General features: G+C 42.9%; 17 protein-coding genes and 1 tRNA gene. 8 read left to right on the forward strand and 10 right to left on the reverse strand.

Features of this window, described 5'->3' with window-relative positions:
* Positions 1-634 precede the first annotated feature (634 nt).
* Both QNM16_RS17480 and QNM16_RS17485 read left to right on the forward strand, forming a co-directional pair.
* On the forward strand, positions 635-907 hold the full coding sequence (locus QNM16_RS17480; RefSeq protein WP_211036686.1) for a helix-turn-helix domain-containing protein: 273 nt from the start codon (positions 635-637) through the stop codon (positions 905-907).
* 152 nt (positions 908-1,059) lie between these two features.
* The gene (locus tag QNM16_RS17485; protein WP_211036687.1) at positions 1,060-1,695 is read left to right on the forward strand and encodes a hypothetical protein; all 636 of its coding nucleotides are present in this window, start codon (positions 1,060-1,062) and stop codon (positions 1,693-1,695) included.
* 330 nt (positions 1,696-2,025) lie between these two features.
* On the opposite strand, the gene groL is transcribed toward QNM16_RS17485, so the two are convergent.
* The 3 genes from groL to QNM16_RS17500 all read right to left on the reverse strand — a co-directional run bounded on the left by groL (position 2,026) and on the right by QNM16_RS17500 (position 4,724).
* On the reverse strand, positions 2,026-3,675 hold the full coding sequence (gene groL / locus QNM16_RS17490) for a chaperonin GroEL (RefSeq protein WP_063366411.1): 1,650 nt from the start codon (positions 3,673-3,675) through the stop codon (positions 2,026-2,028).
* A 61-nt stretch (positions 3,676-3,736) separates the two neighbouring features.
* Entirely contained in the window at positions 3,737-4,024 is a 288-nt protein-coding gene (locus tag QNM16_RS17495) for a co-chaperone GroES (protein ID WP_023400700.1), read from the reverse strand.
* Positions 4,025-4,190: 166 nt separating this feature from the next.
* Complete coding sequence (locus QNM16_RS17500) at positions 4,191-4,724, reverse strand: FxsA family protein (RefSeq protein ID WP_284021694.1); 534 nt, start codon at positions 4,722-4,724, stop codon at positions 4,191-4,193.
* Positions 4,725-4,967: 243 nt separating this feature from the next.
* Here QNM16_RS17500 and cutA point away from each other — a divergent pair, with 243 nt between their 5' ends.
* The 6 genes from cutA (at position 4,968) to QNM16_RS17530 (ending at position 9,903) form a co-directional block, all read left to right on the forward strand.
* The gene (gene cutA, locus QNM16_RS17505; RefSeq protein WP_063361264.1) at positions 4,968-5,288 is read left to right on the forward strand and encodes a divalent-cation tolerance protein CutA; all 321 of its coding nucleotides are present in this window, start codon (positions 4,968-4,970) and stop codon (positions 5,286-5,288) included.
* Positions 5,288-7,117 (forward strand): protein-disulfide reductase DsbD, encoded by a 1,830-nt coding sequence (locus tag QNM16_RS17510; RefSeq protein ID WP_284021695.1) that lies wholly within the window; start codon positions 5,288-5,290, stop codon positions 7,115-7,117. Before cutA ends, QNM16_RS17510 begins: the two co-directional genes overlap by 1 nt.
* Before the next feature lie 217 nt (positions 7,118-7,334).
* On the forward strand, positions 7,335-7,796 hold the full coding sequence (gene aroQ, locus QNM16_RS17515; RefSeq protein WP_284021696.1) for a type II 3-dehydroquinate dehydratase: 462 nt from the start codon (positions 7,335-7,337) through the stop codon (positions 7,794-7,796).
* A 19-nt stretch (positions 7,797-7,815) separates the two neighbouring features.
* Positions 7,816-8,277 (forward strand): acetyl-CoA carboxylase biotin carboxyl carrier protein, encoded by a 462-nt coding sequence (gene accB, locus QNM16_RS17520; RefSeq protein WP_023400705.1) that lies wholly within the window; start codon positions 7,816-7,818, stop codon positions 8,275-8,277.
* 20 nt (positions 8,278-8,297) lie between these two features.
* Positions 8,298-9,638, forward strand: a complete 1,341-nt coding sequence (gene accC, locus QNM16_RS17525; protein ID WP_063361268.1) for an acetyl-CoA carboxylase biotin carboxylase subunit — start codon at positions 8,298-8,300, stop codon at positions 9,636-9,638.
* 188 nt (positions 9,639-9,826) lie between these two features.
* Positions 9,827-9,903: transfer RNA gene (locus QNM16_RS17530), tRNA-Ile, on the forward strand.
* Positions 9,904-10,010: 107 nt separating this feature from the next.
* Here QNM16_RS17530 and QNM16_RS17535 read toward each other — a convergent pair.
* The 7 genes from QNM16_RS17535 to QNM16_RS17565 form a co-directional block, all read right to left on the reverse strand.
* Entirely contained in the window at positions 10,011-10,181 is a 171-nt protein-coding gene (locus QNM16_RS17535) for a hypothetical protein (protein ID WP_284021697.1), read from the reverse strand.
* A 138-nt stretch (positions 10,182-10,319) separates the two neighbouring features.
* Positions 10,320-11,522 carry a prohibitin family protein gene (locus QNM16_RS17540; protein ID WP_284021698.1) on the reverse strand — a complete coding sequence of 401 codons (1,203 nt, stop codon included), beginning with the start codon at positions 11,520-11,522 and terminating at the stop codon, positions 10,320-10,322.
* Positions 11,519-13,123, reverse strand: a complete 1,605-nt coding sequence (locus QNM16_RS17545; protein ID WP_284021699.1) for a cyclic peptide export ABC transporter — start codon at positions 13,121-13,123, stop codon at positions 11,519-11,521. The genes QNM16_RS17540 and QNM16_RS17545 overlap by 4 nt, the downstream gene beginning before the upstream one ends.
* 140 nt (positions 13,124-13,263) lie before the next feature.
* Entirely contained in the window at positions 13,264-13,440 is a 177-nt protein-coding gene (locus QNM16_RS17550; RefSeq protein ID WP_284021700.1) for a hypothetical protein, read from the reverse strand.
* A gap of 79 nt (positions 13,441-13,519) precedes the next feature.
* Positions 13,520-14,083: a YcjF family protein gene (locus QNM16_RS17555; protein WP_063361289.1), complete on the reverse strand. Its 564-nt coding sequence runs from the start codon at positions 14,081-14,083 to the stop codon at positions 13,520-13,522.
* A 214-nt stretch (positions 14,084-14,297) separates the two neighbouring features.
* Positions 14,298-15,620 (reverse strand): serine hydrolase domain-containing protein, encoded by a 1,323-nt coding sequence (locus tag QNM16_RS17560; protein WP_284021701.1) that lies wholly within the window; start codon positions 15,618-15,620, stop codon positions 14,298-14,300.
* A 135-nt stretch (positions 15,621-15,755) separates the two neighbouring features.
* Complete coding sequence (locus tag QNM16_RS17565) at positions 15,756-16,721, reverse strand: TauD/TfdA family dioxygenase (RefSeq protein WP_284021702.1); 966 nt, start codon at positions 16,719-16,721, stop codon at positions 15,756-15,758.
* Positions 16,722-16,770: the final 49 nt, after the last annotated feature.

A 16,770-nucleotide genomic window follows, 5' to 3' on the forward strand; every position in this document is an offset into this window, starting at 1 on the left:
AACTGAATAAACTGACCAACATTTCCCATTTTGTCTTTTCAACAACAAAGAGTAGGATTGAAGATCCTCCGATACTGAGCCAAATTTTCTTCAACGAAAAGATAATCGCCTGAATAGAGAGCAACGACAGCTTTACCCCGAATCGGTTTCCTCATTACAGTGCTCCCCTGAAGTAATCTCGGGACCCCAACATAACGATACAACCTTACCTCTACTGAAAAGCCATTATAATTCAATGTCCGTAATACAATTACCTATGACAATTGGGATGCAACAGCACTAAGTCACTTAGCTCATCGAACCGCCTTTTACCCTTTTCACAATATGATGGATATTCCACCCTGTTTCTTTGGTAATCGTCTATCAAAACCATCGATTGTTATACCAAAAAATGTCCAATTGCGTTTACTACCAATGTGGAGTACTCATCTCAGATAAATTAAATAAAGTGATTTACCCAAGATTTTGATAATTTGAGAAGATATAGATTAATAGTATCTACACCTATATGAACCTAGCAATTATAAATTGCAATAAATTTACAAAAACAATACAGTAATACAACAATGAAAATTAGGTGCACTCTAACTTAAAACAGGAATAAGGAATCGTGACTGTGAGGGACAGGCCACATATGATAACTGGAGACGATTTAAAAAATATGCGTCTTCTTGCAGGTAAAACACAAAAACAAATGGCCGATTTAGTTGGTATTTCTAGAGACACTTACCTCAACTACGAAAAAGAAGTCAGTAAAATACCTTTGGAATACTTTGTCGTCTGGAGTAAGGTATGTAAAATTGATTTTACGTCTATTTTTAAACAACTAACAGATTGTAAATTCAGCGTACAATCAAAGGGTATTTTAATCGCGAAGAGACGTATAAAGGGAACTGAAAATGAATAATAAGCCAACTCTTAAAAAACGCAACCTAAAGAAGTTAACTCAGAAGCAGTCAATGTTTATTTCAGGTGGCACTGGAACAGCTAAGCCTACAAAACCACAAATTGCTAGAATCCCTCTTTCTCACTCGATAACCACTGATTGAGGGTGATGAAATGAACGCGTTTAACTTATTAGTTATTACCGTTGCTGCGATCGCATTCACCGCTATACAATATGCCGATGCAGACGCTTATGTACTATCAATACTCAGCTTAACAGCTGTTGTTATGCTTATCAAAAGAAACAACATCAATGTGGTTCATATTTGTAGCATAGTGCTTATAACAGCATTGCTGGAATACTGCATTATATTACTCACCTCTCATCAAAAAGACATTCCCACTATATATTGGGGCTCTTTTATATTTGGTATACAAATATTAATTTGCTATGTAGCAATAAAAATTTTAATTCTAAGAACATATTTATCAAGGAAGTTATTAACATTCACTAATAGTGAAAAGTTTAATGAAGTCCACATGACTCATGCAGAAGGTATTCTAGCTGGATTATATCGCATTATTACATTAGTACTTTGGCTCGCGCTCATAGAGAATTTACTACGGCACTTAGAACAGCTTGGTATTAGTAAAAATATTACAAATATTTTTCAAGACTTGACCCTGGTTTATGATAACTATGAAATTTTTATATACCCGTTAAGAGCTATAATTTGTGGGGTTGTTTTATCATTGCTTGTCGTATCTAAAATTGACACTGAACGGCTCGAAAGGCAACAAGCTGTTTAATAAAATTTTCAGACCTTAAAAACTTAGGCTGTAGCATCTTCATAGAGGACAGCCTAAGATTGTTAGATAAACACCTTCCAACAAACCCAAGCAACTTTGTCTCATTATGTAAAAAATCAAAAACTAGAATGACACCATATTTACTGCAAACCAGTGCCCCACCTTTCTAATTCAGCCTGCATAACCGAATAATGCTCCAATTGACAGGCATCTCGAATAACTTACCAATGCTTGAAAATCACACATATTGATATTCAAAGCGTATTTGTGGTCAAAAAAACCCAAGCAATTGCTTGGGTTTTTCGTATTAGCTTATGAGCTTGGGGCTGATTACATCATGCCGCCCATGCCGCCCATACCGCCCATGCCGCCCATATCTGGTGCAGCAGCTGCTTCATCCTTTGGAATTTCAGCAACCATAGCTTCAGTTGTGATCATCAGACCCGCTACTGACGCTGCGAACTGTAGTGCAGAACGCGTTACTTTAGTTGGGTCAAGGATACCCATTTCGATCATGTCGTCGTACTGACCGTTTGCCGCGTTGTAACCGTAGTTACCTTCGCCAGCTTTTACAGCGTTAACAACAACTGACGCTTCGTCACCTGCGTTTGAAACGATTTGACGAAGTGGCGCTTCCATCGCACGTAGTGCAACGTTAACACCGTGGTTCTGATCTTCGTTGTCGCCTTCAAGGCCAGCGATCTTGCTAGCAACGCGAACTAGTGCAACACCACCACCTGGTACCACACCTTCTTCAACCGCTGCACGAGTTGCGTGTAGTGCATCTTCAACGCGGTCTTTCTTCTCTTTCATTTCAACTTCAGTTGCTGCGCCAACTTTGATTACTGCAACACCGCCAGCTAGTTTAGCCATGCGCTCTTGTAGTTTTTCTTTGTCGTAGTCAGACGTTGCTTCTTCGATTTGTGCTTTGATTTGTGAAACGCGGCCGTCGATAGCAGCTTGCTCACCAACACCATCGATGATAGTTGTGTCGTCTTTCGTGATAACAACGCGCTTAGCTGTACCTAAATCTTCTAGTGTTGCTTTTTCAAGCTCTAGACCGATTTCTTCAGAAATTACAGTACCACCCGTTAGGATAGCGATGTCTTGTAGCATTGCCTTACGACGGTCACCGAAACCAGGTGCCTTAACCGCAGCTACTTTTACGATGCCACGCATGTTGTTCACAACTAGCGTTGCCAGTGCTTCACCTTCAAGGTCTTCAGCAATAATAAGTAGTGGCTTGCTTGTCTTTGCAACACCTTCTAGTGTAGGAAGTAGTTCACGGATGTTAGATACTTTTTTGTCTACAAGTAGAATGTGCGGGTTGTCTAGCTCAACTTGGCCTTTTTCAGCATTGTTGATGAAGTATGGAGATAGGTAACCGCGGTCAAACTGCATACCTTCTACAACGTCTAGTTCATTCTCTAAAGACTGACCTTCTTCAACCGTGATAACACCAGATTCACGACCTACTTTTTCCATTGCTTCAGCAATGATGTCACCAATTTCTTTGTCAGAGTTTGCAGAGATAGTACCTACCTGTGCAATTGCTTTTGTATCAGCACACGGTGCAGAAAGTGCTTTAAGCTCTTCAACTGCTGCTGCAACTGCTTTGTCGATACCGCGCTTAAGGTCCATTGGGTTCATGCCCGCTGCAACAGACTTAAGGCCTTCGTTTACGATTGCTTGCGCAAGAACCGTTGCAGTAGTTGTACCGTCACCAGCTGCATCATTCGCTTTTGACGCAACTTCTTTAACCATCTGTGCGCCCATGTTCTCAAACTTGTCTTCAAGTTCAATTTCTTTCGCTACAGATACACCATCTTTAGTGATAGTTGGTGCGCCGAATGACTTATCAAGTACTACGTTACGACCTTTAGGACCCAGTGTTACCTTTACTGCGTCAGCTAATACGTTAACGCCCTGAAGCATTTTAGTGCGAGCGTCACCTGCAAAACGAACTTCTTTTGCTGCCATGTTTTTATTCCTCTAAATTCTTTTCGTTAAAAGCTACTTTGTTTTTCTTACAAGCTAGTGCTTAGCCAACAATACCTAGGATATTGTCTTCACGCATGATCAGGTACTCTTGACCTTCGATCTTTTCAGTCTTTTCAACATATGAGCCGAAAAGTACTGTGTCACCTGCTTTAACTTCTAGTGCTCTTACTTCACCACTGTCCAAAACGCGGCCATTACCTACAGCAACAACTTCACCGCGAGTTGATTTTTCAGCTGCTGAGCCAGTCAATACGATACCGCCAGCAGATTTAGTTTCTTCTTCTAGACGCTTAACAATAACGCGATCATGTAAAGGACGAATGTTCATTGATTTAGTTCTCCTAACTTTTCTGAACAAGGGCAGAATAAACTGTTTACTCAGAGTGAGTCGCGGCCCAACTAACGGCGCTAACGCGACTCTCTGGATTAATTTGTAACTTGCAATTCTAGATGGGGGTGGATATTTAAAACCCAAGAGAAAAAACTAAAAAATTTTAATCTTTTCTCTGATATTCACCTTCAATGGTGGTAGACGACTGTGATTCTGACTTTGGCGCTTTGCGCTCAAACGGGTCAAACTTCTGCTCTTCGAAAGGAGACTGTGCATTTTGATGCGCTTGAGACTGGCCAAAATCTTGCCCAAACATACTGCTCTGCGCAGAGCTTTGCATTTTCACACTGGCTTGTTCAATCAGTGTTTTAGCTATTTTTTCGCGAATAACTGGGGTTAATAGCATAAAACCTATGGCATCTGTCATAATCCCCGGCGTCATCAAAAACACACCCGCGATGATCACACATAGGCCTGTAAATAGATCTTGCCCAGGTAACTTACCCGACGCCATTTGTTGTTGCACGTTAGAATACGCACCCAGTCCCTGCTGCTTAACCAATTTTGCACCTAAAATTGCTGTGGCAATCACTAACGCGATAGTAGCAAATCCACCAATCACATCACTGACTTGAATAAGCAACGCAATTTCAACAATAGGCACGACAATAAATAACAAAAAAAGAACTTTAAACATAGATTCTCCAAATAAACTGAAATAGATGTATGGCTTGTCAGGTCTAATTTCAAGCTTACAGTCAGCATCTAATTGCACTCTGATACTTACTGCCAGAGTCGGTTTGGTATCAAAACTGTTCGTTAGAACAAAACCGAGTTTGAAAGTTCAGAGTATATAAATGCAACTCAACGAGCACACCTTGGGATCCGAGTTGTCATTCGTTACTATAAGGGCACCACTAACTTAGTCGGCAAAAACACGATGAGTACCCCGTATAGAATGGTCATGACGACTTGTGATAGTCAAGACAATGCCCGCCACATTGCGGCGCATTTAGTTTTAAATAAATTAGCCGCTTGTGTGAACATCTTGCCCAAAATAGAGTCAATCTACGTGTGGCAGGGAAAAGTCACCCAAGATGAAGAAGTTAAACTACTAGTCAAAACAACATCCGCACTGGTTAGTAACGTCATTGATGCGATCCAAGCTGAGCACAGCTACGACGTGCCTGAAGTACAAGTGATTGAAATCACTGATGGCTCGCAGCAATATTTTAACTGGATGGAAGAGGTACTAAATTAATGCGACTGACGACGCTCCTATTTTCTTTTATAACGCTGCTATTTATAGGCAGCTTTCAAGCTGTGGCCAATAATTCGGTCTTAGACAGCTTATTAGAACCAAAACAGCAAACATTTTTACCCGTTGATCAAGCCTTTGAGTTTGATTTTGACCAGCAAGGTTCTGTGTTATTCACTGGCTGGGATATTGCCCCAGGCTACTATATCTACAAACATAAGCTGGAGTTTGTTGCCAAGGGCGCTGACATCAAAGTACCTGAACTAAGCACAGGTAAAATGATTGAAGATGAGTTTTTTGGCCGCACCGAAGTATACTTTGACGAACTTTCCGTGGTCTCGAAGCTGAGCAACATTGGCCAAGATGCAGTAGTTAAAATTCGCTATCAAGGCTGCGCAGAAGCTGGACTGTGCTACCCACCAGAGATCATTGAGATCCCACTCACAGCACTGGCTGGTGCAACAAATACAGTTACCAAGCAAGCTGAAAGTGACGCTAACTCGCAACAAACAGCGACTAAACCGGCACCAAAAACAATTAACAGTAATGATGACGGTGAGCTGTCTTTTAGTGATAAATTGGCGCAGCAAAGCTTTGTTACCAATTTAGGTGCATTTTTCTTAGTCGGTGTTTTATTGGCATTCACGCCTTGTGTATTCCCAATGTTCCCGATCCTATCTAGCCTCATTGCTGGTCAGCAGAACCTGTCTACCAAAAAAGCATTTTCACTGTCATTTGTGTATGTGCAAGGCATGGCGGTCACGTATGCAGCTTTGGGTCTCGTTGTGGCTTATTTTGGCGGTCATGTCCAAGGCTATATTCAACACCCTGCTGTACTGATTAGCTTCAGTATTTTGTTTGTCATTTTAGCCTTTGCCATGTTTGGTTGGTTTGAGCTAAAACTGCCAAGCGGCATGATGAGCAAATTAACAGAGATCAGTAACCAGCAAAAAGGCGGCAATTATACCGGCGTCTTTATGATGGGTGTATTATCGGGCTTGATTGCCAGCCCATGCACCACAGCGCCGCTGTCTGCTGCACTATTATATGTTGCGCAAAGTGGTGACTACCTTGTTGGCGGCTTGACTTTATATGCGCTGAGCTTAGGTATGGGCCTACCACTACTATTATTGGGCACCTCAGGCGGCAAGTTGCTCCCCAAAGCAGGCGGCTGGATGGAGCAGGTGAAAACGCTGTTCGGTTTCTTAATGTTGTTTGTGCCACTGATTTTACTCGAACGCATCTTAGACTTTGACATTATTGTGATGCTGGCTTCAGTACTAGCCATTGCCACAGCGCTATATCTACATTATTGGCAAAGTGCGCAATCACAAGGCAAAGGCAAAACCTTCTTATGGGCGCTGTCGATGACCTTATTTGTTAGTGCCTTCTTTATGGCAAAATCTGTGCTTTTCCCAGCACCTCAACCACAGGTTAGTGTTGCTGCCGGTGTGATGGAGGAGAAAAAATTCCGTCTGATCGAAGGACTGGAGGGACTGCACAGCGAGGTCGCCAAAGCCAATCAACAAGGCAAGATTGCCGTAGTCGACTTATACGCTGATTGGTGTGTGGCCTGTAAAGAGTTTGAGAAGTACACCTTCCCAGAGGCGCAAGTGCAGGCTGAGTTCCAACACTTTGAGTTATTAAAGCTCGACTTAACTGAAAGTAATGACACCACCTTTGAGATCATGGAGTTCTTCACCGTATTCGGCTTACCAAGCATGCTGTTCTTCGACGAACAAGGAAATGAAATCCCCGAACTGCGCGTAACTGGCTTTATGAATGCAGAAGACTTTGCAGATCACCTACGTAAAGTACGTAATTACCAGTAAATCCCCTCCTCTTCCAACAGCCTATTTAAGCAACAGACTTAAATAGGCTGTGCTTTATCTCTGATTAGACCAGTATTTTGCTGCTATTTACCTCGAACACTCTATAATAGTTCACGAACGTGAGAAATATTTGCTATTTATCGCGCAAGCGCTTAAGTTAGACACAGCAAGAGACAAAAAGTCTCGTTATTTCCCATTTAAAGGAATTTCACGCATTATGTCAGCAAATTTTAAGGTTTTAGTACTTAATGGTCCAAATTTGAACATGTTGGGCCGTCGCGAGCCAGATAAATATGGCACACAGACCTTAGCTGAGATAATGCAGTCACTGACAAAGTGCGCAGAACAACACAATGTGGTGCTGACTCATTTTCAGAGCAACAGTGAAGCAGAGCTTATCAATACCATCCATGACCATTACGACAAAGTGGATTGTATTATTATCAACCCAGCGGCTTTCACACACACCAGTATCGCCATGCGCGATGCGTTGCTCAGTATCAGCGTCCCATTTTATGAAGTGCATATTTCAAATGTGCACGCACGTGAGCCGTTTCGACATACCTCCTACTTCTCGGATGTAGCGAAAGGCGTCATATGTGGATTAGGTGCAATTGGCTATCAAGCTGCATTAATGGCAGCAATTGACCAGTTGCGCAAACAAGATAACTCAAATTAACTAACAGGCGGGCCAAGTTATGGATATTCGCAAGATTAAAAAACTAATCGAACTAGTAGAAGAATCAGGTATTGCAGAGCTAGAGATCACCGAAGGTGAAGAATCAGTACGTATTAACCGTCACAGCAGTGCACCGGTTATGGCTCAGCCTCAGCAATTCGCAGTTCCTGCTCCTGCAGCGGCACCAGTTGCAGCACCTGCGGCGGCGCCAGCAGCTGATGCACCAGCGGAAGCAGCTACACCTGCGGGTCACCAAGTTAAGTCTCCAATGGTTGGTACTTTCTACTCTGCGTCTTCTCCAACAGCTGCGGCATACGTTGAAGTCGGCACAAAAGTAAACGTTGGCGACACGCTTTGCATCGTTGAAGCGATGAAGATGATGAACCAGATCGAATCTGACAAGGCAGGTACTGTTAAAGCTATCCTAGTTGAAAACGGCGAGCCAGTAGAATTTGATCAGCCACTATTCATCATCGAATAATTCCCAAGAAGGCAAACACTATGTTAGATAAAGTAGTCATTGCAAACCGAGGTGAAATTGCACTTCGCGTATTGCGTGCCTGCAAGGAGCTTGGGATTAAAACGGTTGCAGTACACTCAACTGCCGACCGTGACCTTAAACACGTTCTACTTGCAGACGAAACAATTTGTATCGGTAAACCAGCTGCGTCTGAGAGTTACCTTGATATTCCTCGCATTATCGCTGCGGCAGAAGTAACAGACGCTGTTGCTATCCACCCAGGATACGGTTTCTTATCAGAAAATGCTGACTTTGCTGACCAAGTTGAGCAAAGTGGCTTTATCTTTATCGGTCCAAAGGGCGACACAATTCGTCTAATGGGTGATAAAGTTTCTGCAATCGAAGCAATGCGTAAAGCTGGCGTACCGTGTGTACCTGGTTCTGACGGCCCACTAACAGAAGACAACGAGCGCAACGTGCAAATCGCCAAGCGCATCGGTTACCCTGTTATCATCAAAGCTGCAGGCGGCGGCGGTGGTCGTGGTATGCGTGTTGTGCGCTCAGAAGAAGAGTTACTAGACTCAATCGCACTGACGCAAACTGAAGCACAACAGTTCTTCGGTAACGGCATGGTTTACATGGAAAAATTCCTAGAAAACCCTCGTCACATCGAAGTACAGGTACTTGCTGACGGTCAAGGCAATGCAATTCACTTAGGCGAGCGTGACTGTTCAATGCAGCGTCGTCACCAAAAAGTAGTTGAAGAAGCGCCAGCACCAGGTATCACAGCAGAAATGCGTAAGTTCATCGGTGACCGTTGTACACGTGCGTGTATCGAAATCGGTTATCGCGGTGCAGGTACATTCGAATTCCTATACGAGAATGGCGAATTCTACTTCATCGAAATGAATACACGTATTCAGGTAGAGCACCCAGTAACTGAAATGGTTACAGGCGTTGACCTAATCAAAGAGCAGCTAAAAATTGCTGCCGGTCAGCCTCTATCAATCACACAAGATGACGTTGTGATCAAAGGCCACGCTATCGAGTGTCGTATTAACGCTGAAGACCCAGAGTCGTTCATTCCGTCTCCAGGTAAAATCACGCGTTTCCACCCTGCAGGTGGTCTAGGTATTCGTTGGGACAGCCACATTTACGCTGACTACACAGTACCGCCGCACTACGACTCAATGATCGGTAAATTAATCACTTATGGTGAAAACCGTGACGTTGCAATCGCCCGTGCTCGCAATGCATTAAACGAACTTGTGATTGACGGTATCAAAACAAATACTCCGTTACACAAGAAGATCTTAGCAGACGAAAACTTCCAAAATGGTGGTACAAACATCCACTATCTAGAGAAAAAACTCGGTCTGTAATAGATGTTTTCGTAAAAAAGCCGGTTTACACCGGCTTTTTTGTTTTTCAACCCAGCACTTTTTTGCTTTTTTATTAATCAATTGAACAAGATAAGTTATATTTTTCCACTTTAGCTAGTGACAAGCGGCGCAAAACTTCATATACTGCCAGCGCTTCAAAAGATTGTTTTCACACAGTCGCTGAAAATGGCCCTATAGCTCAGTTGGTTAGAGCACCCGACTCATAATCGGTAGGTCCCTGGTTCGAGTCCAGGTGGGGCCACCATTTTCTTAGTAATCCCTTATTACTTTAACTTTCTATTTTCCTTATCAAATTTATGACTTAACGATTTTAAATCGACCTAAGCCTATTTCCACGCCACCTTATCCAAATTAATCTTTGCCTTCTAATTTAGGATCTTTAACTTTGTCGGCACCTGATCCGCCTTGTATTTTGCGTGCCGCTTCTTGGCCAATAACGCAATTGTTTTTAGGACCACCGCCTTTGCTAACGCCAAAGCCTGCAACGACGTATTCCAGTACTAATTTTGGTAGAGTTTTCATAATGATCCTTTTAAATATTTAAACGAAATTACTTTTTAATCTATCAGGAGTGAATTACAAAAGAAAACAATAAGACTAACAACACTTGTACCAATCAAACAAAAAAACGCCCCTGTTTTACCAGAGGCGCTTTAGTCTCTACTTTAAATATTCCATGGGTTCGCCGGTTTGCAGCGATCTATCTGTTAGGGTTTTATCGGGTTGGCGAAGATCCGGTTTTAACTTGTGGCCATACTTATCGACGCTATTTAAATAGTCGTCTTTATCGCGTATTTCTCCTGAGGCCTCCAACTCTGCTTTTAGCTCATCAGGCTTGTGGGTTTCTTTAAAGCTGCTGTTTTGCGGCGTCAGACTACTCTCTGTATTTAATATCAACGGTAGGCCATCTTTGCCACTGCCAATCACCACCACTTTGGCATTGTTCGATTTTGCCAGCTCGATGGTGGCTTCAATACCGCGCCATTTTAAATAAGCCTCCGAAATACCGTCGCTGACCATTTCTTGGAAAAGGGCAATACCTTTGGCTTCCTCCTCTTTACGCAGCGCTTCTTTTTTCGCGACTTCAACACGCATTTTGTACTCTTCCAAAATATAGTTTTGATTCACTTTTGAAATGATCGCACTGTGTACTTTATCAGGTAAATCAACACGCTTGATCAGCACATCATCCAAGTTCACTAAGTGGTGGCCCGCCATTTTTTGCGCTTCTTGGCGTAACATCGACTTTTCTTTTAGCTCCAGCTCATTGAGCACTTGTCCAAGCAGCTCTTCTTGCACTTCTTTGCGCTGATTGCCGTACACCTGCTCAGCATCATATTGCGACACAATCATGCGCACCCCAGAGCTCACCTCTGGGAGAATGATTTCATCGACATAATCTGGCCCAACTAACTTGTGCAAATAGGGAATAAAGTCCACTTCAGGGCGATAACGTACCGTGATATCTAGGGTGATCCGCAAGCCCTCGTTGGTGATGGCATACACATTGGTATGTGCAGTTTGGTAGCGGCTAGAATAAATAGTAAGCGTATCCCATGGAAACACCAATACTGTCCCTTCATGTAGTGGCGCATCCAAATAGGTACCGCCACCAAAGCGCTTCCAAAGTACCCCAACTTCACCCGAATCAACCTTGATAAAAATCACTGGAATAAGCGCTATCACCAAAAAGATCGCAATCAATAAGGTTAACCCTGCGCGAAAGCGCCAAGATAAAATGCGTCGTCTCAATTTAGGTTGATAACGCTTGAGCAAGCGCATCAAAATATTCGATATTATTATCGCCAAGATGGCACTAATAATAATCGTCAGAGTTATATCAGAAGGGAGAATGATGTTCATGATGTTACTCCTTTACCCTCAACTTCATGGTGTTCCATTAACTGTCCTTCGACCATTTTTAAGTGCACATCGGCCAAATGGAAATACGCATCATCATGGGTGATGGCAATGACGGTGTTACCGCGAGCTTTAAGTTTTGGCAGCACCTGCTCATAAAACTTACGCCTAAAAATAGGGTCCTGATCCGCCGCCCACTCATCAAAGATATAAATGGGTCGGTTTTCTAAAATAGTGCTCAAAAGCGCCAATCGCTTGCGCTGACCTGAGGATAGGTCAATGCTGCTGAACTCCCCATCCACTACTTTGACCTTGGTGTTCATCTCTAAAAACGCCAACCAATCATCGATTTCTTCTTGGCTGGTATGGTGAATGCCATAAAGCTGCTTGAATAAATGAAAGTCTGCGAACACCGCTGTAAATAAGCTGCGATAGGCTTCTTTGAGGTTATCTGTAATCGGTTGACCATCTACTAATATTTGCCCGCCTTGTAGTTCATACAACCCGGTTAACATACGGATAAATGTGGTTTTACCGCTGCCATTACCACCGGTAATAAAGGTGACCTGCCCGCGCTTCAAACTTAAATCCACGGGGCCAACAAAAAACGGCCTATCACCACCTTTTTGGCCATGCTGGTAATAGGCCCCTTCCAGTTTCAACTCATCAAAATTATGTACATAGGAAAAGTGCTCTGTATCTAAGTTTGAATTATCCACTTTTGCACGTTTGAGATCTTCTTCCAAAGTCAGTACGTTTTGCGCCGCTTCCGTTGCGGTGGTGTAAATTGGGATCCCACCAACAATGCTGGTAATGGGGCCAATTAAAAACAGTGACGCCGTAGTGACTTTAATCACCACATCCGTGTATACATGAGACAGGCTCGGCACGATAAACACCATCGCCCCCGTGGCGGCAAAAAAGGTGATTTGCGAGAACACAAAATCAGTGGCGAATAAGGTTTGTGTGGTGGTTTTAGCTTTTTTAGCCCGTGCTGAGTCCATAACAAATTCATGTTCCAAGTCATCGGCTCGCGGCACGCTCAGCTTCACTTCCTTAAAACCATCCAACAAGTCAGATAAGCGTTGGATCAACTTGTTTTCGCTCTCAAATGACAGCTGCATATTGCGTTGAATTTCATTGGCGCGTAGCCGGTGAATGCTGGCACCCATTAAAATTAAAATGGTGATAACCAAAAATGCCACAAACGAGTGCCACGCAATATATAAAGAGGTAAAAAACACAAGGCTGATCGACTGACCAATAATCACAAACAGCTGTGCCGACTGTGAAATGGTTTGCAGCTCTTTACTAAGCGTATTAAAAATGCGCTCTTTACCTATGGTTTCAAGTGTAGATAACTCGGTATGACGCACACATTCAAATAACTCGACACGCAGCCTATCAATGGCTTTTTCCACCATTTTTGCGGCTTTGGTCATCAGCCTTTGCTGCGTCAAGCCATAAATTGAAATGGTCAGAATAAACAACACCAAATAATAGAGAATGTGATTCTCTTTATGGATATCTGAAATGTTTTCCGACACGTTATTTATCAAGGCAAGGACTAACGCATTTGCAAGGCCAGAGATACAGCCTAACATCACGAAAGTCCTTTTCTTTATTTTTATATTCCGACTGATTAAATCGTATAATACCATTTTGATTTTCTTATCATTTTTGTTATCGGCTAAATAGCCTTACAGCGATAATTATCGCCAAGCGCACTTAATATAAATTAAAGCTAGTCTTCCTCACTTTCTTGCTGTGGGTTACGATCTTGGGTGAGCAGCAACATCAGCAAGCTCACTATCGGCGTCAAAAATAATGAAATCAGAAAAAAGCCCACCGGCCCTGCAAACGTATTGCGTCCCCAATAGCCGGATAAAATACATAACACCAAATACAATGCCACTATCATAATGACCTCCTCAAAAGCCCAATGCTGCGAAATAAACCAACAGTTAGCCTGTTGGTTTATCAAGGTTCAGCCACTGTGATTACACAGTGGCATCGCTCGGTTGTGTGCTGGCATTACCTTTATTTTTACGATATTTCGCTGCAATATCAGCAATATCGCCCTTAATGCTAGAAAGATTAAGGTCAATCAAAGTGCCACCATTTTCAAAATGACGAATAAACGTGCTGCCTACTGCATGCGTCGATGCGGCAGACACTACAGGCATAAATGCGATTGCACTCAATGTTCCAATTACCGGCACTGCTTTTAAGAAGCTGCTTAAACCAGCCCCCCCAAGCGTTTGCGGAAATGAACCACCGATCACAGCACTGACCGTGCCACGCAGTTTATTGTCGCTGTATGATTGGCCATACACGTTGGCAATTTCACCAATCATCTTCATTTGGATACCCGTCAAAGCCACTAAATCAACCGCTGGAATTGGGATTAACCCAGAACCAAACGACCATTTAGAGTACTTATCGACAATGATCTGCGCCACGGCTGCTCGGTCTTCTGCCTGAACTACAGTGCTTTGCGGCTCCGTAGCAGAAGCCTTCGCTTCATTTGCCTTGTCGTCCTTTGCTGTTTTTGTCGCTGTCATAATTCATCCTCTATGATGTAGATTTAAACAGTTGTGAACCCACCAAGTTCATGCGAAGTGTTTAAACATCATTAAACTTTGCATTTACTTGCCCTTATCACTGCAATTCCATACGAAATTGCAGAAATTCCTTGTTAAGGCCGACAAAAGTACAGAGACACACTTCACCCAACACTCTAATGCAGGCAGCCTTTTAATCAGTTTATTACTGGTACTAATTCACCGTGCCATCGAGCACGCCTTGGCACTGCTCAGTACGGTGCCTATCGTTATAGAAAATAATGTTACGCAACTCTTCTGCGATACAATCAGACTCATAACCGGTTTTGTGGTAGTTACTAAACGCCATCACGGTTTGATCACGCTCTAACAGCCTTGAAAAACTCGTTACCCATGAATAAGGATAGCTGCCTGAGTACTGCAAGAACTTTTCGTATTTGTTCAAATTGGTGCTGTTAGGATCATCTGGACAATCGGCGACTTTGCCATACTGATTTGGATCGATATAGGTTACAAACCAGCCGTAGCCAAAGTACTCACACTCATCATCACTTTGGGTATTTTGATACGGTGCAAACGCCATTTCTTTTTGCTCGGCATTTAAGATTAAGTCACCATATAAGCCCTGATCCCACTTATGCATATCTTTCACTGTTGAATACATGTCGCCAGCGGAATACAGCACTAACGGGTTACTGTACGGATTTTTGAAGATGTTTTCATAAGGCGCTGGACCTCCCGTTTCAGGTGGGCGACCCGTTGTGAGTGGCAAATATTGGTTTTCGTCAAAGACATAACCTGTGGTCATATTTTCATAAATACCAATGGCGTTAAACGCACCGCTGTCTTGCATATTGAGCGGGTCTAATATTTGCTCTTTAACGATGTTTCTGAAATAGAAGCTTGGGTCTATTTGACCTTGCTTACCTGCGGCTAACTGCTCAATGATGTTACCAATGAGGTAGTAATTACAATTGCTGTAGGTAAACTTGGAACCCGGCTCGAAGCTTGGTTTGTTATCTTGCTCTGTGCAAGTACAAAAGCGATTGCCAAAGCCTTCTGGGCCATTTAAATCTAACGTGTCATCGTATAAATATGGTCGCCAGCCCCAATCAAGATATACGTCTGGATTATCACTGTAGTTATCTATGCCTGAGGACATGCTCAACAGGTTATGCAATGAGACATCCGCGCATTGATTTTTCGGATACCAAGGCAGGTAATCACCTACGGTTTTGGTTTTTAAATCCTCACCAGCCAACATACGTAATAAAATTGTCGCGGCAAATTCTTTGGTATTCGATCCAATGCGATATTTTGAATCTGATGTATTAGCAACATCATATTGAATGTTTTGTGGGCCACAATTGGCCTTGTACACCACATCCTCACCGGAAGTAACGTAAATACTGCCAAAAAATACCATCTTATCGCAGTAGTCTTTGACAGTGACTTCGAACATTTCTATCTGTTCGGCAGTAATGGTGTGATCTTTTGCCACTCCATTTTTAAAACAAGAGGTCAGAAGTAAACTCATACAGCATAGGCTTAAAACCCTGAGTTGTTGCTGATAAAGCCCGTTCATTGTGTGTTTCCCTAGCGTTGCTCAGTTACTTTGCTAACTTCTTTACTACTAACAAAACTCATATTTAGCACGACAATTGCGTCCATATTAATAAGCCGCTTTTGCCATACCCACCAGCACCTTTCTGGTGCCCGTATACGCTTCTCGACCATGGGTGTATAACATGTTGTCGAGCAGCATAATGTCATTGCGCTGCCACTGATAAGCAAAGGTCAGCGAGCGATATACCTCATTGATGATGGCAATATCACTGGCTGCTATTTCGCTGCCATCTCCGTAGTAGGCATTACGTGGTAAATTCTCTAACCCAATACTCTCTCGCATTGACTCAGGTAGCTGATTGTCGATGCTTGAGCAATGAAATAAATGCGCCTGATTAAACCAAACCTTTTCACCTGTTTGTGGGTGGGTCGCAACCGCAGGACGAATTTGTTTGGTCTGCAAGTGTTTATCAGACTTCCACTCAAAAATAATGTCGTTTTTCCAGCAGTACGCTTCGACTTCCTGTTTATTTTGAGTCTGAAATACTTCCTGCCATGGCAAATCAATATCGCCATAGTTGCGTACATACATCACACCCAGCTTTTCAAATTTTTCACGAAGCGCCACAGGTAATTGCTGGTACACTAAGCGACTGTCAGCAAGCGGCGTATTACCACCTGTTTTTGCCGGGACCACACAGAAAAACCCCATCCGCATTGGCCAACAATTAGAGTATGCATTTTCGTTGTGCTGCAAAATAACCTGATCAGCGTGATACTCCGTGGTCGTGTAAATGTTGTTTCTCAGTGCTGTACGTGGTGAGGAGCGATAAATATATTGACTGAGTTGCTCGCCAAAAATCGCTTCCAAAATCGTGCTGAATTGATTCGTGCTCACAATATTCAAGCCGCGCAGCAAGGCCACACCATCTCTATCTACCCACTCATTAATTTCTTTAATATGGCTTTTCACCCAAGCCAAACCACTTTGCTTTTGCGCTGACAGGTCATGCACAAAACTATCCAGCTCGGTCCTCGTGTCCTCTTTGTCGAGCGCTAGTAACTGATCCATTCTATTCCCATCCTTAACTAGGTAAGATAAAATTACAACATAATATTTA

Source organism: Pseudoalteromonas umbrosa (assembly GCF_030125375.1).
Taxonomy (GTDB): Bacteria; Pseudomonadota; Gammaproteobacteria; order Enterobacterales; family Alteromonadaceae; genus Pseudoalteromonas; species Pseudoalteromonas umbrosa.